Origin of the sequence: Kitasatospora sp. NPDC001603 (assembly GCF_040298365.1) — a bacterium.
Lineage (GTDB): Bacteria > Actinomycetota > Actinomycetes > Streptomycetales > Streptomycetaceae > Kitasatospora.
Genome location: NZ_JBEPAA010000018.1, coordinates 101,169 through 122,926, shown reverse-complemented (window position 1 = coordinate 122,926; position 21,758 = coordinate 101,169). Strand labels below are relative to the sequence as shown.

Annotated in this window: 18 protein-coding genes; 11 read left to right on the top strand and 7 right to left on the bottom strand. The window is 75.6% G+C overall.

Annotated features, from left to right (window positions below; translation table 11 throughout):
- Both ABT263_RS14745 and ABT263_RS14740 read right to left on the bottom strand, forming a co-directional pair.
- Nucleotides 1–914: cation transporter (locus ABT263_RS14745; protein WP_352290858.1), on the bottom strand; the 914-nt coding region annotated here is incomplete at its 3' end.
- Nucleotides 915–1,030: 116 nt separating this feature from the next.
- Complete coding sequence (locus ABT263_RS14740) at nucleotides 1,031–1,306, bottom strand: heavy-metal-associated domain-containing protein (protein WP_352290857.1); 276 nt, start codon at nucleotides 1,304–1,306, stop codon at nucleotides 1,031–1,033.
- A 181-nt stretch (nucleotides 1,307–1,487) separates the two neighbouring features.
- Between ABT263_RS14740 and ABT263_RS14735 the strand changes: the two genes are divergently transcribed.
- Nucleotides 1,488–1,841, top strand: a complete 354-nt coding sequence (locus ABT263_RS14735; protein ID WP_352290856.1) for a VOC family protein — start codon at nucleotides 1,488–1,490, stop codon at nucleotides 1,839–1,841.
- A gap of 116 nt (nucleotides 1,842–1,957) precedes the next feature.
- On the opposite strand, the gene ABT263_RS14730 is transcribed toward ABT263_RS14735, so the two are convergent.
- On the bottom strand, nucleotides 1,958–2,764 hold the full coding sequence (locus tag ABT263_RS14730) for a LysR substrate-binding domain-containing protein (protein WP_502885804.1): 807 nt from the start codon (nucleotides 2,762–2,764) through the stop codon (nucleotides 1,958–1,960).
- 57 nt (nucleotides 2,765–2,821) lie between these two features.
- On the opposite strand from ABT263_RS14730, the gene ABT263_RS14725 reads away from it, so the two are divergent.
- Nucleotides 2,822–3,235, top strand: a complete 414-nt coding sequence (locus ABT263_RS14725) for a DUF5997 family protein (protein WP_352290855.1) — start codon at nucleotides 2,822–2,824, stop codon at nucleotides 3,233–3,235.
- Between the two features lie 172 nt (nucleotides 3,236–3,407).
- Here ABT263_RS14725 and ABT263_RS14720 read toward each other — a convergent pair whose 3' ends face one another.
- A complete protein-coding gene (locus tag ABT263_RS14720) occupies nucleotides 3,408–3,875 on the bottom strand; it encodes an SsgA family sporulation/cell division regulator (protein ID WP_352290854.1) in 468 nt (155 codons plus the stop codon).
- Nucleotides 3,872–4,084 carry a hypothetical protein gene (locus ABT263_RS14715; protein ID WP_352290853.1) on the bottom strand — a complete coding sequence of 71 codons (213 nt, stop codon included), beginning with the start codon at nucleotides 4,082–4,084 and terminating at the stop codon, nucleotides 3,872–3,874. The genes ABT263_RS14720 and ABT263_RS14715 overlap by 4 nt, the downstream gene beginning before the upstream one ends.
- Nucleotides 4,085–4,218: 134 nt before the next feature.
- On the opposite strand from ABT263_RS14715, the gene ABT263_RS14710 reads away from it, so the two are divergent.
- The 3 genes from ABT263_RS14710 to ABT263_RS14700 all read left to right on the top strand — a co-directional run bounded on the left by ABT263_RS14710 (nucleotide 4,219) and on the right by ABT263_RS14700 (nucleotide 8,433).
- Nucleotides 4,219–5,148: an Lrp/AsnC family transcriptional regulator gene (locus tag ABT263_RS14710; protein WP_352290852.1), complete on the top strand. Its 930-nt coding sequence runs from the start codon at nucleotides 4,219–4,221 to the stop codon at nucleotides 5,146–5,148.
- A gap of 130 nt (nucleotides 5,149–5,278) precedes the next feature.
- Nucleotides 5,279–6,793, top strand: a complete 1,515-nt coding sequence (locus ABT263_RS14705) for an APC family permease (protein WP_352290851.1) — start codon at nucleotides 5,279–5,281, stop codon at nucleotides 6,791–6,793.
- Nucleotides 6,790–8,433, top strand: a complete 1,644-nt coding sequence (locus ABT263_RS14700; RefSeq protein ID WP_329486586.1) for an amidohydrolase — start codon at nucleotides 6,790–6,792, stop codon at nucleotides 8,431–8,433. Before ABT263_RS14705 ends, ABT263_RS14700 begins: the two co-directional genes overlap by 4 nt.
- Before the next feature lie 32 nt (nucleotides 8,434–8,465).
- On the opposite strand, the gene lysA is transcribed toward ABT263_RS14700, so the two are convergent.
- Both lysA and ABT263_RS14690 read right to left on the bottom strand, forming a co-directional pair.
- Nucleotides 8,466–9,881: a diaminopimelate decarboxylase gene (lysA, locus tag ABT263_RS14695; protein ID WP_352290850.1), complete on the bottom strand. Its 1,416-nt coding sequence runs from the start codon at nucleotides 9,879–9,881 to the stop codon at nucleotides 8,466–8,468.
- Between the two features lie 70 nt (nucleotides 9,882–9,951).
- Nucleotides 9,952–10,188, bottom strand: a complete 237-nt coding sequence (locus ABT263_RS14690; RefSeq protein ID WP_352290849.1) for a hypothetical protein — start codon at nucleotides 10,186–10,188, stop codon at nucleotides 9,952–9,954.
- Nucleotides 10,189–10,628: 440 nt separating this feature from the next.
- Here ABT263_RS14690 and ABT263_RS14685 point away from each other — a divergent pair, with 440 nt between their 5' ends.
- The 6 genes from ABT263_RS14685 to ABT263_RS14660 all read left to right on the top strand — a co-directional run bounded on the left by ABT263_RS14685 (nucleotide 10,629) and on the right by ABT263_RS14660 (nucleotide 21,755).
- Nucleotides 10,629–11,405, top strand: coding sequence for an ABC transporter ATP-binding protein (locus ABT263_RS14685; RefSeq protein WP_352290848.1), 777 nt, complete (start codon nucleotides 10,629–10,631; stop codon nucleotides 11,403–11,405).
- Entirely contained in the window at nucleotides 11,402–14,143 is a 2,742-nt protein-coding gene (locus ABT263_RS14680) for an FtsX-like permease family protein (protein ID WP_352290847.1), read from the top strand. The genes ABT263_RS14685 and ABT263_RS14680 overlap by 4 nt, the downstream gene beginning before the upstream one ends.
- A gap of 140 nt (nucleotides 14,144–14,283) precedes the next feature.
- Nucleotides 14,284–14,898 (top strand): GNAT family N-acetyltransferase, encoded by a 615-nt coding sequence (locus ABT263_RS14675; protein ID WP_352290846.1) that lies wholly within the window; start codon nucleotides 14,284–14,286, stop codon nucleotides 14,896–14,898.
- A gap of 159 nt (nucleotides 14,899–15,057) precedes the next feature.
- Complete coding sequence (locus ABT263_RS14670) at nucleotides 15,058–15,816, top strand: SOS response-associated peptidase (protein WP_352290845.1); 759 nt, start codon at nucleotides 15,058–15,060, stop codon at nucleotides 15,814–15,816.
- A 199-nt stretch (nucleotides 15,817–16,015) separates the two neighbouring features.
- Nucleotides 16,016–19,891, top strand: a complete 3,876-nt coding sequence (locus ABT263_RS14665; RefSeq protein ID WP_352290844.1) for an amino acid adenylation domain-containing protein — start codon at nucleotides 16,016–16,018, stop codon at nucleotides 19,889–19,891.
- Between the two features lie 163 nt (nucleotides 19,892–20,054).
- Nucleotides 20,055–21,755 (top strand): peptide-N4-asparagine amidase, encoded by a 1,701-nt coding sequence (locus tag ABT263_RS14660; RefSeq protein WP_352290843.1) that lies wholly within the window; start codon nucleotides 20,055–20,057, stop codon nucleotides 21,753–21,755.
- Nucleotides 21,756–21,758: the final 3 nt, after the last annotated feature.

Here is a 21,758-nt window from a genome sequence, read left to right as displayed (position 1 = left end):
GTGAGCATCGAGGCGTCCACCGCGGAGGAGCCCTCGACCACGGTGCCGTCCGTCGCGATCTTCTCCCCCGGACGCACCACGAACCGCATCCCGGGAGCGAGTTCGGCGATCGGGAGGCGAACCTCGACGCCGCCGCGCAGCACGGTGACGTCCTTGGCGCCGAGCTCCAGCAGTGCCGTCAGCGCGGCGCCGGCGGTCCGCTTGGCGCGCGCCTCGAAGTAGCGGCCGGCCAGCACGAACGCGACGATGCCGGCCGCCGCCTCCAGGTAGAGGTCGGCCGAGCCGTCACCGCGGGCGAGGCTGAACTCGAAGGCGTGCCGCATGCCCGGCATCCCCGCGTGCCCGAGGAACAGGGCCCAGAGCGACCAGCCGAAGGCGGCCAGCGTGCCGAGCGAGACCAGGGTGTCCATGGTCGCGGCGCCGTGCTTCAGGTTGGTCCAGGCGGCCCGGTGGAAGGGCCAGGCCGCGTAGGTGACGACCGGCGCCGCGAGGGTGAGCGAGAGCCACTGCCAGTTGTCGAACTGCAGGGCCGGCACCATGGCCATCGCGATCACCGGCACCGCCAGGGCCAGCGCGGTGGCCAACCGCTGCCGCAGTGGGGCGAGTTCGTCCGGTCCGGCACCGGCCTCCGCCCCCTGTGCGCCGGCCTCCGCCGGCCGCGCGGCCGACGCCCGCGCGGTGTCGGGGGCCGGGAGGGCCGCGGTGTAGCCGGTGGCCTCGACGGTGGCGACCAGGTCCGCGATCCGGACGCCGTCGGCCACGACCGCCCGGGCCTTCCCGGTCGCGTAGTTGACCGTGGCCTCGACCCCCTCCATCCGGTTGAGCTTCTTCTCGATCCGGGCCGCGCAGGACGCGCAGGTCATGCCGCCGATCCGGAGGTCCACCTCCGTGGAGGCGGGTGCCTGAGTGGTCATCTGGGCTCCTCGTGGTGCGTCGTCGGTGGCGCCCTCGGCGCGACCGTCTTGCGGATGCTGCGGGGGCGGGCCCTCGGGACCGCCCCCGTTGGTACCCCCCAGGGGTACCGGTCCGGTCAGATCCGGCCGGCCAGCGCGTAGCCCGCGCCGTCGATCGCCGCACGCAGCACCTCGTCGTCCGGCTCGGCCTCGGACACGACGGTGACCAGGCCGGCCTCGACGTCCACCTCGACGGCGGTGACGCCCGGCAGGCCCGTCACCGCCCGGCCGACGGCCTGCTCGCAGTGGCCGCAGGTCAGGCCGGTGACCGCGTAGACCGTGGTCACGGCGCCGATGGTGGCGACGGTCGTGGCGCCGGTGGAGCAGGTGCCGGTGGTGGAGCAGCAGGACATGGTTTCCTCCGGTGCGGTCGACGAGCCTTCGTGATGCCCGCGACCCAATACCCCCCAGGGGTATCGCTTGGGCATGACTCCATTAGTACCCCTGGGGGGTATCCAGCGCAACCCTTGGAGCGCACCGGTCCGCCCCGCCGCGCGCCACTCGCCGGATCGACGGACCTGGCAGGATGGCGGCATGGAACGTGTGCTGGGAGTGGGCGGGTACTTCATGCGGGCCACCGACCCGGTGGCGCTGGGCGCCTGGTACCGCGATTGCCTCGGTCTGGACGCCGACGAGCACGGCCTGTGGCAGCAGGAAGCCGGGCCGACGGTGTTCGCGGCCTTCGAGTCCGGAACGGACTACTTCGGCTCCCCCGCGCAGCGGACGATGCTCAACTTCCGCGTCCGCGACCTGGCGGCGATGCTCGCGCAACTCCGCGCCAAGGGCGCGGACGTGGCCGAGGAGACCCAGGACATGGCGGGCGTCGGCCGGTTCGGCTGGGTCACCGACCCCGAGGGCAACCGCATCGAACTGTGGCAGCCCAGCTGACGGCACCGCCGCGCGGGCGGTGACCACCGGCCGGGCGCGTCACGGGCCCGGCCGGGGTTCGTCCCGGCCCCACCGCCGCCGGCCCCCGGTCCATCCTGGCGGGGCCGGCGGGTGGGTCAGGAGGAGCGACGGGGGCGGCCGCGGCGGGGCGCGCCGGCCTTGCCGGAGCCCGACCTCCCCGCGGCGGGGCGGCCGCCGCCGGACTTCCCGCCGCCGGAGCGGCCCGCGGCCGCGGGCTTGCCGGAGCCGGCGCGCGGGCGGCCGCCACCGGCGGCGGCCTTCTTCGGCTGCTCGGCCGCGGGGGGCGTCTGGCCCCGGCCGCGCGAGCTGTTGACCGTCCGGCCGCGGACGATCCCGATGAACTCCTCGATCAGGTCGGTGGTCCGGTCCAGCTGCCAGGCCAGGGCGACCTGCGACTGGGGGGCGTCCGACACCGTCCGGAAGGTGAGGTCCCGGCGGTGGTGGAAGCGGGCGAGCGACTGCGGGACGAGGAGGACGCCGACCCCCGCCGCCACCAGTTCGATCGCGTCCGCGGTGGTGGCCGGGCGCTCGATCGCCGGGCGGCCGGGCAGCTCCGCCCAGCCCAGGGTGTCGTCCAGCGGGTGGAAGACCACTTCCTCGGCGAGGTCGGCGAGGGGCACCTCGTCGGCCGCCGCCAGCCAGTGGTCCTTCGGGAACACGACGACCGTGGCCTCGGTGTAGAGCGGGATCGCGCTGAGGCGGTCCCGGTCCACCGGGAGCCGGACCAGCCCCGCGTCGGCGGCGTCGGCCAGCAGCGTCGCCGCGCCCTCCGCCACCGGTACCGCGACCAGGGTGAGCGGGACGTCGGGCAGCCGCTCCTCCCAGACGCGCACCCACTTACCGGGCGTCACGCCCGGAACGTACACCAGTCGGAACGAGGGGTTCGCCTGCATCTCTGTCACGCTGCAAGGCTACCGACCGTGATCGGGGCCGCCACTCACTCGCTTACCCTAGTGACCATGACATCGCTCAAGTCGAAGACGACCCAGACCATGAAGCCGGCCACGGCCGCCAAGAAGCTGGGCATCTACCTCAACGCCGCCCCCGCCGAGTTCCAGGAGGGCGTGGTCTCCCGCGAGGAGCTCAACACGCTGCAGGCCGACCCGCCCGCGTGGCTCCAGGAGCTGCGGCGCAACGGCCCGCACCCCCGCCCGGTCGTCGCGGCCAAGCTCGGCGTCTCCGTCTCGGGCCTGGCCCGCGGCGGCGTCACCGAGGCGCTCACCACCGAGCAGATCGAGGCCCTGAAGACCGAGAACCCCACCTGGCTGGAGCGCGAGCGCACCATCCAGGCCGACGTCCGCAAGGAGGCCGTGCGGATCAAGGAGAAGAACGAGCAGCAGGCCGCCGCGACGCCGCCCGCCAAGACCCGCTGACCCCGCCCGGGGCGGCGGCCTCCTCGCCTTCCGCCGCCCGGTCGCTCCCTGCGCACCACCCGCGCGCCGACGGCTCCGCGCCGACGGCCCGCCGCGGCCGACCGCTCCCGGCCGCCCCTCCGGTCCACCGCCCCGCCCGCGCGGGCAGCCGGGCACCTTCCGCCGCCCCCGGTCACGGCCCCGGCCTGCCGTGGTCGAGCAGCCGGCGCACGAGCCCGTCCAGGTCGAGGTACTCGTGCTCCCGGCCGGGCGGGACCAGGCGGTCGGTGCGCCCGAGGAAGACCCTGACCTCGGCGGCCCGGGCCCGGAGCACGACACTGCCCTCGTCGCCGCCGAGCGCGACCAGCACGGTGCCGGCGTCCTCGCCGGTGCCCGGGCGGACCGACACGTCGCCGATGCCCGCCTCCCGCGTCGTCCCCGCCGCCAGCAGCTCGCGCGCGAACATCCAGGTGATCGGCTCCGCCCGGTCGACGTGACTGTCCAGGTAGACCGCGTACGGCTCGGCCACGTCGTAGCGCAGGCGGGCCTTCACGCAGACGGTGAGGCCCGGACAGACGACCGCCCGCAGGTCGAGGTCCAGGGCCGTCGCCTCCGCGCCGGAGCGCTGCGGGGGGACGTGCGGCGTCTCCCGGCCGGTCATTCCGGCTGCCCGGCGGGACCGGTGGTACCGAGGGCCGGCGGGGCGAACCGGGGCGGCTGGACCAGCCGGTGCCACTCCTGGTCGACGTGGCCGGGCACCGTCCGCCCGTAGCCGATCCAGAGGGCGACGAGGTGCGTGAAGATCGGTGCCTGCTCATGAGGAATCGTTTCTTCGCCTGCGAGGGCGAAGGCCTGGAGGTCGTTTCTCATGCCTGGACAACGACGGGCCCCACCTGCGGTAACCCTCCGCCCCCCGGCGCGGTCGCGCGGACCCGTCCGGCCCGGCCCCGCCGCGGCCGGATAGATTGCCGGGACCAGCCACCCCGCCGCCCCGGGAGCCCCACGTGCTCGACACCACGGACGCCGCCCTCGTACGGGAGCTCCAGCGCGACGGCCGCGTCAGCTACCAGCGGCTCGCCGAACTGCTGGAGATCTCCCGGGAGGCCGCGCGGGCCCGGGTGCAGCGGCTGCTGACCCGGGGCGAGGTGCGGATCGTCGGCATCGTGCCGCCCGCCGTCGCCGGGATCACCACCGTCGCCCACGCCTCCCTGGACGTGGCCGGCCCGGCCCGGCCGGTGGCCGTGGCGGCCGCCGGCCGGCGGGCGGCCAGCTTCGTCTCCTGCACCGCCGGACGGCGGAGCGTGATCGCCGAGCTCCGGGTGGCCGACGACGCGGCACTGGAGCGCGAGTTCGCCGCACTGCGGGCGGTGCCCGGGGTACGCGGCGTCGAGGTGTTCCGCTGCACCGAGCTGGTCCGGGACGCGTACGCGCCGTCCGGCCCGGGCCTCCGGACCGGCGCGCTGCCCGCCCTGGACGGGACCGACCGGCGGCTGCTCGGACTCCTCCAGGCCGACGGGCGGGCCAGCTTCGCGGCGCTGGCGGACCGGATCGGCCTCTCCCAGCCGGCCACCCGGGCCCGGGTGCTGCGCCTGCTGGAGGTCGGCGCGGTGCACGTCACCGGCCTGGTGGAGTCGAGGGCGCTCGGCGTCCGGGAGGCCGCCGGGGTGGGGCTCGGGGTGCTCGGACCGGCACGCGAGGTCGCGGAGGCCGCCGCCGCGCTGCCCGGCGTCAACTACGTGGCCTCGGGCTACGGCCGCTTCGACCTCGTCTGCGGGCTGGACGCCCCGGACCGCCCGGCCCTGCTGCACGGTCTGGAGGCGCTCCGCGGACTGCCCGGCGTGACGCGCTCGGAGTCCTGGGTCCACCTCGACATCGTCAAGGAGTCCTACACCTACGATCTGCCCATCGGACCGGCATTCGACAGCTCTGAATGATGATCGGCAAATGATTCGCAGATCAGGGCTGATTCTCTGGGCGAAATGACAGCAGAGAGCCCTTGACGCTTTCTTTTCACCAGCCTTTCAATGGTCGGACACCTTCCCCGTGAGAGAGTCCGGTCCCCCGATGGCCTCTTCCCCTCCCCCACAGACCGCCGACGGCCCCCGGCCCGCCGGTCCGCCGCAGCCCGCCGGCTCCCCCCGGCCCGCGGTCGAGGCGCTCCCCCGCTCCCTGGGCGTCTTCGGCGGGGTCCTGCTCACCCTGTCCTGCGTCACCCCGGCCTCGTCGCTCTTCATCGTGGTGCCCCCGCTGCTGATGTCACAGGGCAGCGGCGCCGTGATCAGCCTGCTGATCGCCGCCGTGCTCTCGCTGGGCGTCGGCCTCTGCTACGCCGAACTCGGCACCCTGGTGCCCAGCGCCGGCGGCGAGTACTCGATCGTCGGCCAGGTGCTCGGGCGACTGGCCGGCTGGCTGGTCTTCATGATCTCGATCGTCTCGCTGCTGGTCATCCCGCCGATCATCGCGCTCGGCACCGCCGACTACCTCGGCTCGGTGCTCTCGCTGGACCCGGCGGTCGCCGGCGCCGCCGTGATGGCGCTGGCCGTCGCGGTCGGCGTGCTGGACATCAAGTCCAACGCGCTGATCACCGGCATCTTCCTCGGACTCGAAGTGCTCGCCGCCGGCATCGTCGCGGTGCTCGGCTTCACCCACGTCCACCAGCCGGTCTCCTCACTGGTGCACGCCGTCGTCCCGGACGGGCAGGGCGGCACCGGACCGTTCACCCTCGGACTGCTGGTGTCCGGGCTGGCCGTGGCGATGTTCACGTACAACGGCTTCGGCACCGCCGTCTACCTCTCGGAGGACCTGCGCGACCCGCGCCGCACGGTCGCCCGCACGGTGCTCTGGTCGCTGCTGGCCGGGGTCGTGGTGATCACCGTCCCGGTGGTGGCGATCTGCCTCGGGGTCGCGTCGCCCGACCAGTTGGCCGCCGGTGACCTGGTCGCCATCGTCGACTCCTGGGCCGGCAGCACGGTGGGCACCTTCGTCAGCCTCTGCATCGCCGCCGCGATCCTCAACGCCGTCATCGTCATGGTGATCCAGAACGGCCGGGTGCTGTACGCCTCCGCCCGCGACCGCACCTGGCCCGACCCGGTCAACCGGGCGCTCGGCACCCTGCATCCGCGCTGGGGCTCGCCGTGGGTCGCCACCCTCGCGATCGGCGCGCCCGGCGCCGTGCTCGCCCTGACCGTCCCGATCGACGCGCTGCTCGGCTTCACCGGGGTCGTGGTCGCCGTCATCTACCTGCTGCTCGGCGTCGCCGCGCTGCTCGCCCGGCGCGGCCGGCACCGGGGCGCGCCCGCCTGGCGGATGCCGCTCTGGCCCGTGGCGCCCGTGCTCACCACCGTGGTGCTCGGCTACGCGCTCACCCAACAGGCCGGCCGGGACCTGCTGATCACCCTCGCCGTGCTGCTCGTCGGGGTCCTCTACTGGTTCCTCTACCTGCGCCCGCGCAGCGCGACCCACTGGGTGCTCAGCCTCCCGGCCGACCAGGCCGAGGCCCCGCGCGGCGCCGCCGCCGGCCTCTCGGCCACCGACCGCACCCCCGCTTCCGCTCCCGCCACCGCTCCGGAGTTCTCGTGAACCGCCCCGCCGACCTGATCGTCCACAACGCCCACGTCCACACCGTGGACGACCGCCGGCCGCGCGCCGAGGCGGTCGCCGTCCGCGACGGCCGGATCGTCCACGTCGGCGACGGCGACGACTGGCGGGCCCTGGCCGGGCCCGGCACCGAGGTCGTCGACGGCCGGGGGCGCCTGCTGGTGCCCGGCTTCGTCGACAGCCACAACCACGTCCGGCTCGGCTCCGACGCCGCCTGCGTCCAACTCGCCGGCGCCACCGACCTGCCCGAGATCGGCCGCCGGATCGGCCGGTGGCTGGAGCGCAACCCCGGCGCCGACTGGATCGAGGCCGAGGCCTTCGACTACACCGCCGTCCCCGGCGGCCGGATGCCCACCGCGGCCGACCTCGACCCCTACACCGGCGACCACCCGGCCCTGGTCCTCAGCTACGACGTGCACACCGCCTGGCTGAACACCGCCGCGCTGCGCCGCCTGGGCATCACCGCCGAGACCCGGGAACTCGCCTTCGGCACCGTCCGGAAGGACCCGGCGACCGGCGAGCCCACCGGGTTCCTCACCGACTTCGCGGTGCGCGGCCTCTCCCGCGACGGGCACCGCGCGCTGCGCGCCGCCGGGGTGCCGTGGGCCGACCCCGAGCGGCAGTACGGGCGGCTCGCCGCCAGCCTCGACATGGCCGCCCGCTACGGCATCACCACCGTCGTCGAACCGCAGAACTCGCTCGACGACCTCGCCCTCTTCGAGCGGGCCATCGCCGAGGGCCGGCTGCGCTCGCGCCTGGTCGCCGCGCTGTTCCACCCGCGCGGCACCACCGCGGCGGAACTCGCCGAGTTCGCGGCGGCCGCCCGCCGCCACACCGGCGACCGCTTCCGGGTCGGCCCGCTGAAGCTGTACATCGACGACGTGGTCGAGCCGCACACCGCCGCGCTGCTGGAGCCCTACGCGGGCCACCACAGCCACCGGGGCGAGACCTTCTACCCCGCCGAGGAGTTCGCCGAGCTCCTGACCTCGCTCGACGCGGCCGGCTTCCAGGCCTTCGTGCACGCGACCGGGGACCGCGGCATCCGCACCGTGCTGGACGCCGTCGAGCACGCCCGCCGGGTCAACGGGCCGCGCGACGCCCGCCACCAGGTGGTCCACGTCGAGTGCCTCGACCCGGCCGACGTCTCCCGCTTCGCCGAGCTGGGCGTGGTCGCCTGCATGCAGCCCCGGCACTGTTCCCCCGACATCGCCGGCCCCGGCAAGGACTGGGCCGAGGCGGTGGGCGAGGGCCGCTGGTCCAAGGCGTGGCCGATGCGCAGCCTCCAGGAGGCCGGGGCGACGCTCGCCTTCTCCAGCGACTGGAACGTCGCCGAGATGGACCCGCTGGTCGGCCTCTACACCGCCGTCACCCGCCGGGGCCTGGCCGGCGGGGAGCCGTGGATGGAGGGCGAGACCGTCTCGCTGGCCACCGCGCTGCGCGGCTACACCCTCGGCAGTGCCTACGCCAACTTCCTGGACGACCGCCTCGGCTCGCTCACCCCCGGCAAGCTCGCCGACCTCGTCCTGCTCTCCGAGGACCTGTTCGCCGTCGACCCGAAGGCGATCCCGGAGGCGCGCGTCGAGCTGAGCGTCGTCGGCGGGGAGGTCGTGCACCGGGCCTAGGGGGTGTTCGCACCCGCCCCGGGCGGCGCCGGTCAGCGGCCGACCTCGCGGGCCCGGAAGTCCTCGACCGTCTCACGGCGGATCAGCAGCCGGGCCCGGCCGTCCCGGACGGCGGCGACGGCCGGGCGCCCGACCAGGTTGTAGCCGGAGGCCATCGAGAACTGGTAGGCGCCGGCCGCCGGGACGGCCAGCAGGTCCCCCGCCCGCAGGTCGGCCGGCAGGCCGGCGCCCCGCACCAGCACGTCGCCGGCCTCGCAGTGCCGCCCGACCACGTCCACGCGGGCCGCCGGGGCGTCGGAGCGCCGGCCGACCAGCCGCGCGGTGTACGGGGAGCCGTAGAGCGCGGGCCGCGGGTTGTCGCTCATGCCGCCGTCGACGGCGGCGAAGACCCGGCCGTCCGCGCCGTGCTTGACCGACAGCACCCGGTAGAGCGCCACCCCGGCCGGCCCGGCGACGGCCCGGCCGGGCTCGATCACCAGGCGCGGCACCGCGAGCCCGGCCCCGGCGCAGCGCTCGGCGAGCCGGCGCGGCACCCGGGCGGCGAAGTCCGCGAGGTCGAAGGCGTCGTCCCCCGGCAGGTAGCGGATGCCGTGGCCGCCGCCGAGGTCCAGTTCGGGCAGCTCGACGCCGTGCCGCTCGCGCAGCTCCGCCAGGAAGGCCACCACCGTGTCCACGGCGGCGAGATAGGGCTCGACCCCGGTGATCTGGGAGCCCAGGTGGCAGTGCAGGCCGACCAGGTCGAGGCCGGGCTGGGCCAGCACCCGGGCGATCGCGTCGGCCGCGTCCCCGCCCTCGATCGGGAGGCCGAACTTCTGGCCGCCGACACCCGTGCGCACCGCCTCGTGGTGGCCGGCGGCGATGCCCGGAACCACCCGGACCAGCACCCGCTGCGGGGTGTCCGCGGCCACCAGGGCCGCCAGCCGGGCGATCTCCCCCGGTCCGTCGATGACGATCCGGCCGACCCTCAGCCGCCGGGCGAGCCGGAGCTCCTCCGGCGTCTTGGCGTTGCCGTGCAGCAGGATCCGCTGCGCCGGGAACCCGGCCGCGGCGGCCAGCGAGAGCTCCCCGGAGGAGCAGACGTCCAGGCCGAGGCCCTCCTCGCCGACCCAGTCGGCCATCGCGCCGCACAGGAAGGCCTTGGCCGCGTAGAGCACGTCGGCGTGCGGCAGGGCCTGCCGGTAGGCGCGGGCGCGGGCCCGCACCTCGTCCTCGTCCAGGACGTACAGCGGGGTGCCGAACCGGTCGGCGGCCTCGGCCAGGCCGACCCCGCCGACCAGCAGGTCCCCACCGGGTGCGGCGTGCGCCGAGGCCGGCCACGGGCCGCCGAGCGGTTCGGCGGCCCCCGCCGGTGCGGGCGCCGCCGCCTCCGGCGCGGGGTCGGGGGCGGGAGCGGGGACGGGGGCGGGGACGGGGGCGGGGACGGGGGCGGGGGCGGGAAGGACGGTCATGGCGGCGGCTCCTGCGGGCGGGGGCGGGGCGGGCGGGGCGCCGGCGGTGTCCCGCCCGGCGCGGGCGGCGTCAGTCGAGGTACTGCAGGGCGATCCGGCAGTGCGCCGCCCGGCCGCGCCACTGCCGGCCGGCCGCCCCGGACGGCTCGTCGCCCTCCTCGTCCGCCCCGGCCAGGACGTCGGGCACCGGGGCGGGGCCGCGGCGGCGCGGCGGCACGGCGTCGCGCTCGACGACGGCGAGCGGGCGCCCCACGGCGGTGCCCGCGGTGGTGCCGGGGTGGCCGAAGAGGACCTGGGTGTCGCTCATGGTGGACGTTCCTTCCGAAGTGCCGGCGGGCCGCCGGGGTGCGGGCCCGCAGCTCCAGTGGAGCCCCGTCCGCCCCGGCCGGGGCCGGCCTTGACGCGGGGCGTACGCACAACAGGCCTTCCTTGACGGCACCTTGACGACCGCCGGCCCGAACGGTGGCTGCCCCTCCTGCTCCTGCTGCCTCCTCCTGCCGCCTCGCTCCCCCGTCGGCGCGAGCCGTCCCGCCCGGTCCGGCGGGGCGGTCGCGGACGCCCCGCCGGGGGTCGGACCGGGCCCGGACAGAATCGTGACCGTCCAGCGGACAAGATATGTCGGCAACCTGCATATACTTTTGCTCGGCAGGTGCGATATACATACGGGGTATGCAAAGCCGGTCCGGCCGGAGGCGCCCCGCCCCACCCGCCGAAGGCTTCCTGATGCCCTGTCTCAAAGGGGGACCCATGTTCGAAACCAGTCCGTCCAGGAACGGCGGCGCCCCGGTGCTGCACCTGGACAACGTCACCCGGGTGCACGGCCGCGGCGCGGCCGAGGTGCACGCGCTGCGCGGCGTGGACCTCAAGGTGCAGGCCGGCGAGTTCGTCGCCGTGATGGGCCCGTCCGGCTCCGGCAAGTCGACCCTGCTCACCCTCGCCGGCGGCCTGGACACCCCCACCACCGGCCAGGTCCTGGTCGAGGGCGTCGCACTCGGCGGCCTGAGCCGCAAGAAGCTCGCCGCGGCCCGGCGGCGCTCGATCGGCTACGTGTTCCAGGACTACAACCTGATCCCGGCCCTCACCGCCGCCGAGAACATCGCGCTGCCGCGCGAACTCGACGGGATCTCCGGTCGGGTGACGCGCCGTGAGGCACTGGCCGCACTGGAGGAACTCGGCATCCCCGAGCTGGCCGGCCGCTACCCCGACGACATGTCCGGCGGCCAGCAGCAGCGCGTGGCCATCGCCCGCGCCCTGGTCGGCGAGCGCCGCCTCGTCCTCGCCGACGAGCCCACCGGCGCCCTCGACTCCGCCAACGGCGAAGCCGTCCTGGGCGTCCTGCGGGCCCGCTGCGACGCCGGCGCCGCCGCGATGATGGTCACCCACGAACCCCGGCACGCCAGCTGGGCCGACCGGGTCGTCTTCCTCCGCGACGGGCTGATCGTCGACGAGGGCTTCGGCCGCAGCGTCGAGAGCCTGCAGACCATGGCCGCCCGCCACGGGAACCGGATCGAGGCCACCGGATGAAGCTCGGACCACTGAAGGTCGCGCTGCGGATCGCCCGCCGCGACGCCCTGCGCGCCAAGGGCCGCAGCGCCCTCGTCATCGCCATGATCTCGCTGCCCGTGCTCGGCGTGGCCGGCGCCGACATCGTCTACCGCAGCGGCCAGCTCGCCCCGGTGGAGCGGGTCGAACGGCTGGCCGGCGGGGCCGACGCGCTCGTCACCGCCTACGAGCTCGGCAGCACCGTCCAGCAGCGCCCGTTCGCCGAGGACGGCGCGCTCGCGATCGGCGTCCGGGCCAACCAGGGACCGACCCCGGAGCAGACCCGCAGCGCCGGCGCCGACCCGGCCGCGCTGCTGAAGGAGCTGCTGCCCGGCTCGACCCTGCTGCCGGCCGCCGCCGGTCTCAACGCCAGCGCCGGCTCGCCCAACGGCCTGGTCCGGACCGAGACCGCCGAGGCCGACCTCACCGATCCGGTCTGGAAGGGCCGGCTCGAGCTGGTCGAGGGCCGCACCCCGAACGCCGCGCACGAGGCGGCCGTCACCCGGGAGTTCCTCGCCGAGTCCGGCCTGCGCCTCGGTCAGACCACCACCCTCAAGGGGCTGGAGAAGACGCCGTTCACCCTGACCGGCGTCGTGGAGCACCCCGACGACCTCGCCAAGGTCGAGTTCGTCGGCCGCCCCGGCGAGGTCCTCGCCCCGCTGGCCGCGGCCGCGCCGGCCGCCGCCAAGCCCCCGACCGGGGCGGGCGACCGCTCGACCCCGGGCAAGCCGGCCTGGCTGCTGAAACTGCCCGCCGGGGCGACCCTCGACTGGGAGGGCGTCAAGAAGCTCAACCGGTACGGCTTCACCGCGACCTCCCGCGCGGTGGCGCTCGACCCGCCGTCCGAGTCCCAGATCACCTACCAGCGGCTGGAGTTCGGCTCCAGCAGCCCGCTGCGCTCCGACAAGGCCGTGGTGGTCGGCACCGTCGCGGGCATGGCCCTGCTGGAGGTCGCCCTGCTCGCCGGGCCCGCCTTCGCCGTCGGCGCCCGGAGGTCCCGCCGGCAGCTCGCCCTGATCGGCGCGAGCGGCGGCGACCGCGGCCACATCGCCTCCGTCGTCCTCGGCTCGGGCCTGGTGCTCGGCGCGGTCGGCGCGGTCACCGGTGTGGTGCTCGGGACCGGCCTGGTGGCCCTGACCCGGTCGTGGATCGAGGAGACCGGCGGCAGCCGGTTCGGCCACTTCGGCGTCCAGGCGCCCGACCTGCTCGCCATCGCGGTCGTCGGCGTGGTCACCGCGCTGCTCGCGGCCGCGCTGCCCGCCCTCCAGGCCGCCCGGCAGAGCGTCACCGCCGGCCTCACCGGCCGTGACACCGTCAGGCCGCCGAGCCGCTGGACCACCGCCGCCGGCATCGTGCTCTTCGTCTCCGGCGCGGCCGTCGCGCTGCTCGCCGTGGGAACCAACGACGGCACCGGCCGGGGCATCCCGGTCTTCGCCGGCCTGGACAGGATGACCCTGATGGTGCTCGCGGGTTCGGCCACCGCCGAACTCGGCCTGCTCGCCCTCACCCCGGTACTGATCGCCCTCTGCGGCCGGCTCGCCCGGTTCCTGCCGCTCGGCGGCCGGCTCGCCCTGCGCGACTCGGCCCGCCACCGCGGCCGCACCGCCCCGGCCATCGCGGCCGTGATGGCCGCCGTCGCCGGCTCGGTGGCGATCGGCCTCTACACCGCGAGCAGCGACGTCATGGACGCCGCCTCCTACCGGCCGCACAGCCCGGTCAACTCCGTCTCGCTCGGCGTGCTCACCGACAGCCCGCTGCTCCCCCAGGTGCGCGCGGCCATCGAGCAGGACCTGCCCGAGCTCGGGGAACGCGCCGACCTCGGCACCGCGGTCTACTCGTGGTGCGCGGAGTGCTCCAGCAACGTCACCGTCAAGGGCGGGGTCGGCTTCGGCTCCCGGGCCCTCGTCGTCGGCGACGCGACCGTCCTGCACAACGCCTTCGCCGTCCGCGACCCGGCCGCCGAGCAGGCGCTGGCCGCCGGCAAGGCCGTGGTCTTCGACCGCTCCCTGCTCAGCGGCGACAAGCTCGTGCTCCAGCTGACGGGTGGCTTCACCGCCCCGCCGCAGCCGGGCGCCGCCCCGGCGCAGGAGATCCGGGAGATCCCCGTCGACGCCGTCGTGGTCGAGAACCCGACCGCCGCCCGGTACGGGGTTGGCGTCATCGGCACCCGGACGATCACCGGACTGGGCCTCACGACGAAGCCCAGCGGCTCGGTCTGGCTGCCGTCCACCGCGCCGGACCGCAAGGCGACGCAGCGGGCCGCGGCCACCGCCGACCGCATCCTGCCGAGCGCCCTGCTCGACGTGGAGCGCGGGTTCGAGCCGAAGAGCGACGTACCGACCATCGCCCTCACCGGCTTCGCCGCCCTGGTCGTGCTCGGCGCCGCGTGCATCGCCACCGGCCTCGCCGCCGCCGACTCCCGGCGCGACCAGGCGACCCTCGCCGCGGTCGGCGCGCCGCCGGGGATCCGCCGGACCCTCTCCGGCATCCAGTGCGCGCTGATCGCCGTCCTGGGCGCGGCCCTCGGCACGATCAACGGCTTCGTCCCGGCGGTCGCCCTGCTGATGGCCCGTGACGTCGCCAACCAGGCGGGCAGCAGCACGATCGTGGTGCCCTGGGCGAACATCGGGCTCACCACCGTCGCCGTCCCGCTGTTCGCCGGACTGCTGGCCGTCCTGTTCACCCGCGCCGACGCGCCGCTCACCCGCCGGCTCGGCTGAGCCCGCACCGGCCCCCCGGGCGCCGTTCCCCCGCACCGCGCGGGAGGACGGCGCCCGTCCGTGCGACCCGTCCCGCCCGGCGCCCCCGGCACCGTCGTACGCTGACGATCACCCTCTCCCGGCCTCCCGAAGGTGGCGTCTTGAACCGACCGACCGCACCCGTGACCGCCCGCACCGCGACCTCCGCCGACGTCGACGCGATCGTCGCCACCCTGACCTCCGCGTTCTTCGACGACCCGCTCTGGGGCCCGGCGTTCCCCGACCGCGAGCGACGGGCGGCCCAGGCCTCCGCGATGTGGCGCCTGTTCGCCACCTCCGCCCTGCGCTACCCCTGGACCCTGGTGACGCCGAACGTGGAGTCCGCCGCGCTGTGGATCCCGCCCGGCGGCAACGACCTCAGCCCCGACGAGGAGGAGGGCCTGGAGGACTTCCTGGTCGGCATCACCGACCGGGCCACCGCCGACGGCCTGCTCGCGATCCTCGCGGACCTCGAAGCGGCCCACCCGAGAAGCGAACCGCACTTCTTCCTGAGCCTGCTGGCCACCCACGGCGACCACCGCGGCCACGGCCTCGGCATGGGCCTGCTCGCCGAGAACCTGGCCCGGATCGACGCCCTCGGCGCGGCCGCCTACCTGGAGTCCTGCAACCCCGCCAACAACGAGCGCTACGCCCGGGCGGGCTTCACCGAACTCGACCGGATCACCGTCCCGTCCGGCCACACCGTCTCCACCATGTGGCGCCCGGCCCGCCACTGAGCCGCCACCCGGCGCGGGCGGGCGGGCGCCGCGCCGGAACCGGGCCCGCCGGCGCCCGGACGGCCCGGCGCCCGGGCGCCGGCCCCGGGTTGACACCACCGCCTCCGGCCGGGCCCGCGTCTGTGGCCCCGGGGGCCCGGTGGTGGCAGAGTGGCGCCCATGTGCGGCCGATTCGTCTCCACCACCACGCCCCAGGACCTGCTCGGCCTGCTCGGGGTGACCGGCTGGAACCCGGCCGAGACCCTCGCGCCGAGCTGGAACGTCGCCCCCACGGACCCGGTGTGGACGGTGCTGGAACGGGTCGACCGCGAGAGCGGCGAACTCGCCCGCCGGCTCCGCCCGGTGCGGTGGGGCCTGGTCCCCTCCTGGTCCAAGGACCCGGCCGCGGGCGCCAGGCTGATCAACGCCCGGGCCGAGACGGTGCACGAGAAGCCCGCCTTCCGCTCCGCCTTCGCCAAGCGCCGCTGCGTCCTGCCCGCCGACGGCTACTACGAGTGGGTGCGGGTGCCCGCCGCCGAGGACCGCAAGGCCTACAAGCAGCCCTACTACCTCCACCCCCGCGCCGGCGGCCCGCTGGTGATGGCCGGGCTGTACGAGTTCTGGCGGGACCGCTCGCTGCCCGAGGACGACCCGGCGGCCTGGCTCACCACCGCCACGATCATCACCACCGACGCCACCGACGCGGCCGGCCGCGTCCACGACCGGATGCCGCTCACCATCGGCCCGGCCGACCTGGACGCCTGGCTCGACCCGGAGCACGACGACCCGGTGGAGCTCCGGCGGCTCCTGCACACCCCGGCCGGGGACGAACTCGCGGTCCGGGCGGTCTCCACCACCGTCAACAGCGTCCGCAACAACGGCGCCGCCCTGCTGGACGCGGTACCGGACCCGGTGGGCCACGGCGACGTACCGGGCTGACCGAGCACCCACCGGCGGGCCGCCGGTCCCGGGCCGGGGCGCGACGCCCGGGACATGACCCGGACGCGGCCGGACGGCGGCCGGGCGGAAGAGACGGCCGGTGCCCCAGGCGGCCGGGACACCGGGTGGCGGAGCTTGGATGACAAGCCCGCCTCGACGGGCGACGTCATCCGTCCTCGCCACCCGATGGGGAACCCACATGTCCGCACAGTCCGCGCAGCTCACCCTCCACGACACCCGCCGCGCCCGCTGCCTGCCCGACCTGCTCGACCGGCAGGTGGCCGAGCGCCCGGACGCCGTCGCCGTGACCGGCCACGACGCACACCTCAGCTTCCGGGACCTCCGCGTCGCCGCCGCCGGCCTGGGCGTCCACCTGCACCAGCTGGGCGTGGCGGCCGACGACTGCGTCGGCCTCTACGTCGACCCCTCGCCGGAGCTGATGGTGGGCGCCTGGGGCATCCTCTACGCCGGGGCCGCCTATCTGCCGCTCTCCCCGGAGTACCCCGAGGACCGGATCCGCTACATGATCGAGGACAGCCGGACCGGGGTGATCGTCACCCAGGAGCACCTGCGCACCCGGCTGGCCGGGCTCGTCCCGCCGGGCACCCGGATCCTCGTCCCCGCCGGCCCGGACCGGGCGCCCGGGACACCCGGCGCGGCCGGAGCCGACGGCGCGCACCCGTTCCCGCACCAGAGCCGGGGCCCGGCGAGCCCCCGGCCGGAGTCGCTCGCCTACGTCATCTACACCTCCGGCAGCACCGGCCGCCCCAAGGGCGTGATGATCGAGCACCGGAGCATCGTGTCCCAGCTGCGCTGGCTGGTCGCCGGCGGCCACCTCGGGCCGGACGCCGCCGTGCTGCAGAAGACGCCGATGAGCTTCGACGCGGCGCAGTGGGAGATCCTGGCACCGGCCGGCGGCGCGCGGGTCGTGCTCGGCGCCCCCGGCGTCTACCGGGACCCGGAAGCCCTGATCGACACCGTCCGGGAGTACGGCGTGACCACGCTGCAGTGCGTGCCCACCCTGCTCCAGGCGCTGCTGGACACCGAGCGGCTGGGCGACTGCGGCACGCTGCGGCGGCTGTACTCGGGCGGCGAGGCGCTCTCGCGCCGGCTCGCCCGGGCGCTCACCGCCGAGCTGCCGCGGGCCGCGCTGGTCAACCTCTACGGGCCGACCGAGTGCACCATCAACGCGACCGCCCACCTCGTCGACCCCGCCGCCGTGGGTGAGGACGCCGGGTCGGTGCCGATCGGCGTGCCGGTCGACCGCACCCAGTGCTTCGTGCTCGACGGGGACCTGGCGCCGGTGGAGCCCGGCGCCACCGGCGAGCTCTACCTGAGCGGTGTCCAGCTCGCCCGCGGCTACCTGAACCGGCCCGACCTGACGGCGGAGCGCTTCGTCGCCTCGCCCCACCTCCCGGGCGAGCGGCTGTACCGCACCGGGGACCTCGCCCACTGGAACCCGGACGGCACACTCCAGTGCGCCGGCCGGGTGGACAACCAGGTCAAGCTGCGGGGCTACCGGGTCGAGCTGGACGAGATCGCGCTCGCCATCGAGGAGCACACCTGGGTCCGCCGGGCGGCGGCGATCGTCACCGACGACCCCCGGACGGGCCACCGGAACCTGGTGGCCTGCGTCCAACTGAACCCCAAGGAGGCGGCCCTGATGGACCAGGGCAACCACGGCGGCCACCACCAGTCCAAGGCGAGCCGGCTCCAGGTCCGGGCGCAGCTGTCCGACCCCGGGGTGCGGGACGCCGCCGAACTGGCCGGCCGGCCGGTGGTGGCGCTGCCCGGCGGGCGGGAGAGCGAGCGGCAGCGGCGCGAGACCTTCGCCCGCAAGACCTACCGCTTCTACGAGGGCGGCCGGGTCACCCGCGACGACCTGCTGGCGCTGCTCGCACCGCCGGCCGCCCCGGCGGGCCCCGTCACGCCGCGCACCGGCGAGCCGGACCTCGCCGAACTGGGCGTGATCCTGCGGTGGTTCGGCCAGTTCCACAGCGCGGAGCGGCTGCTGCCGAAGTACGCGTACGCCTCCCCGGGCGCGCTCTACGCCACCCAGCTGTACCTGGAGACCGGCGGGACCGACGGCCTCGACGCCGGCGTGTACTACTACCACCCGGTCGAGCACACCCTGGTCCGGGTCGGCGAGGGTACCGGGGGCCCGGGCCTCACCGTGCACTTCCTCGGCAAGCGGCGCGCGATCGCGCCCGTCTACCGGAACAACATCCTGGAGGTGCTGGAGTTCGAGGCGGGTCACATGCTGGGCGTGTTCGAGGAGGTGCTGCCCGCCCACGGGCTGGCCGTCCGGCCGGTCGGCCTGCTGCCGTCCGTCCGGGCCGGGCTGGACGTGGCCGAGGAGGACCACTACCTCGGCACCTTCGCGATCGTGCCCGCCGACGGCCGGCCGGCGGCGGACCGCACGGAGTACTACGTCCAGGCCCACCCCGGTGGCGTCGAGGGCCTGGCCGCCGGCCAGTACCGCTGGACGGACGGCGGGTTGGCGCGGATCTCGGACGAGCTGGTGCGGTCGCGGCACGTGATCGCGATCAACCAGCAGGTGTACGAGCGGGCCGGCTTCGGCATCACCGCCGTCGGCCGGGCCGAGGAGCCGTGGCTGGAGTACCTCGGTCTCGGCACGGCCCTGCACCGGCTCCAGCGGGGCGGCCTCGCCCTCGGCCTCGGGTTCATGTCCTCCGGCTACAGCTCGAAGACCGGGCACCCGCTGCCGTCCGCCCGGCGGATCGACGCGGTGCTGGCCTCCTGCGGGATCGCGCCGGGCCCGTCGTACTTCTTCCTCGGCGGGAAGGTGAGCGAGGAGCAGATCCGCAGCGAGGGCATGATCGAGGACGCCGTCCACATGAAGGGTCCGGCCGAGATCGTCCGGGACGAACTGGCCGCCGTCCTGCCCGACTACATGCTCCCCAACCGGGTGCTCGTCCTGGACGAGCTGCCGCTGACCGCCAACGGCAAGGTCGACGCGAAGGCGCTGGCCGCCGGTGCGGCGGTCCGGACGGCGGACGCGGGCGGGCCGATGGTCGCGCCGTCGACGCCGACCGAGCACCGGCTCGCGGCGGCCTGGGGCGGGGCGCTGAGGTACCAGGAGGTCTCGGTGCGGGACGACTTCTTCGCCGCCGGCGGCAACTCGCTGATCGCCGTGGCGCTGATCAACCGGCTGAACCGGGAGTTCGGCACCCGGCTGCCGCTGCAGGTCCTCTTCGAGAGCCCGCGGCTGGCCGACCTGGCCGCCCGGATCGACGAGGACACCGGTGAGCCCGGCTCGCGGCTGGTGCCGCTGCACCGCGCGGGCACCGGCGACCCGGTGTTCTGCTGGCCGGGGCTCGGCGGCTACCCGATGAACCTGCGGCTGCTCGGGAGCACCGTGGGGCGCCCGTTCTACGGCATCCAGGCGCACGGCATCAACGCCGGTGAGACGCCGTACCCGACGATCCGGGAGATGGCCGCGGCCGACCTCGCCGAGATCCGCCGGGTGCGGCCGGAGGGCCCCTACACCCTGTGGGGCTACTCCTTCGGCGCCCGGGTCGCCTTCGAGACGGCCTGGCAGCTGGAGCAGGCCGGCGAGCGGGTCGCGGACCTGCTGCTGATCTGCCCCGGCAACCCGGAGCTGCGGCGCGGCGGCGGCGAGCGGCACGGACGCGAGGCCTCGTACCGCGACCCGGCCTACGTGGCGATCCTCTACTCGGTGTTCGCCGGTTCGGTCCGCGGGCCCGGCCTGGAGGCCTGCCTGGCCGAGGCGCACGACGAGGACGGCTTCACGGCCTTCGTGCACCGCCTGCTGCCGGAGCTGGGCGAGGAGTTGATCCGCCGGATCGCCCGGATCGTCGGGGAGACCTACGAGTTCGACTACACCTTCGGCGAGCTCGCGCAGCGGCGGCTGGCCGCGCCGGTGACCATCGTCAAGGCCGCCGGTGACGACTACTCCTTCATCGAGGGGAGTTCGGGGTACTCGGCCGCGCCGCCGGTCGTCGTCGAAGTGAGCGGCGACCACTACGGCGTGCTCAGGGAGCGGGGCGTCGGCGAACTCGTCGCCGCGATCCGGGCCCGGCTGGCCGGCTGAGCGCTCGGCCCTCCCGTTCCGGCGGAGCGGGAGGGCCGCCGGCGGACCGGCGCCGCCGTGCCGGACCGTCCCGCCGGCCGCCCCTCTTCACCGATTGACGATGACATGCCATTGTCGGGGGCGCCGCCCGGACCGCCCGTCCGGGCCGAGGAGAGGAAGACCCTTGGCCGTACCCCCGCTGATCCGCCGCGGGCCGAGGCCCGGCGGCCCGGCCCGCCGGGCCGCCCGCCTGCTCGGCGCCGTCGTCCTCGCCCTCACCGGCGCGCTGACCGCCGCCGGCCCCGCGCACGCCGACTTCGGCACCGACTACCACGACCCGCTCACCGCCGCGAAGCCGCTCACCCGGCCGGACACCCGCGCCTGCACCGTCGAGGCGATGCACGACCAGCCGTTCCGGGACGGCTACGGAAACCCGCCCGACACCCCGTACACCGCCACCGTCACCCCGCCCGCCGCCTGCGCCGGACCCTGGTCGGCAGTCGTGCTGACCCTGCACGGGCAGGTCGCCGGGCGGCAGTTCGACCGGCTGTTCACCGTCCGGATCGGCGGCGTGGAGGTCCTGCTCTCCTCCACCCCCGAGCCCTCCGCCGACGGCATCGGATGGACGGTCGAACGGGACGTCACCCGGTACGCACCGCTGTTCGCCGGCGGCCCGCAGCCGTTCGCCTTCGACCTCGCCAACGTCACCGACGCCACCTACACCGGCGTCTTCCGGATCACCGCCGAGCTCACCTTCTACACCACCTCCGCCCGGTGGCCCGCCGCCCGCACCGCCGACCGGCTGCTCACCACCGGGCCGTTCGGGCTCACCCAGGCCGCCCCGACCGCCACCCGCGACCTCGCCTTCCCGCCGAACCTGGAACGCCTGACCGCCGAGGTGTACGCCCGGGGCGGCGGCGCCTGCGAGGAGTTCGCGTACGCCTCCGCGCCCGACGCGTTCGTCGGCGCGAACCCCGGGCTGGGCGCCTGCGGCAAGGGCCCGTTCCGCGAGCTGCGGCTGACCGTGGACGGCCGGGTGGCCGGGGCGGTCTGGCCGTACCCCGTGATCTACACCGGCGGCTGGGACCCGCTGCTCTGGCGGCCCACCCCCGGCATCTTCGCCTTCGACCTGCCCGCCTACCGGCTCGACCTCACCCCGTACGTCGGCCTGCTGCTGGACGGCCGCCCGCACGCCGTCGGCATCACCGTCAACGCCGCCGAGGCCCAGGGCAACGACGTCTGGACGGGCCAGGTCAACCTGTTCGCCGAGGTCGACCACGGCGCCGCCCGCACCACCGGGGCGCTCACCGACCACGCGGTCGCCCCGGAGGCCGCCGTCTCCACCGCGCTGACCGACCACGGCGGCGGCAGCGGCGACTGGTCCGTCACCGCGGGCCGGCACGACCGGGCCCGCGGCTGGGTGCAGACCTCGCACGGCCGGATCACCACCGAGGTCCGCGACACCCTCGTCTTCGGCTCCGCCCAGCGGTTCCGGGACAGCGGCAACGACCTGACGCTGCGCAACCGCACCGACCTGACCCGCACCACCAGCACCTGGGGCGACGGGCCGCGGCGCACCACCACCGTGCACGAGGGCGAGCCGCTGGACGTCGACTACCGCGTCACCCACGACGCGGCCGGCGCGAGCGACCAGGTCACCACCATGAACCTCGGCTACCACCGGGACACCACCGGCACGGTCGGCGGCCGGACCACCGAGCGTTCCGGCGTCGACCACACCCTGCGCCCGACCGCCCACCGGCACGACGGCGACCGCACCGTCCGCACCGGCGGATCCGTCGAGGACTACCGCAGCACCGGGCCCGACGGCCCGTACCACCGCTCCCTCACCACCGTGGACGGCTGGCCGACCGACCGGGGGTGAACC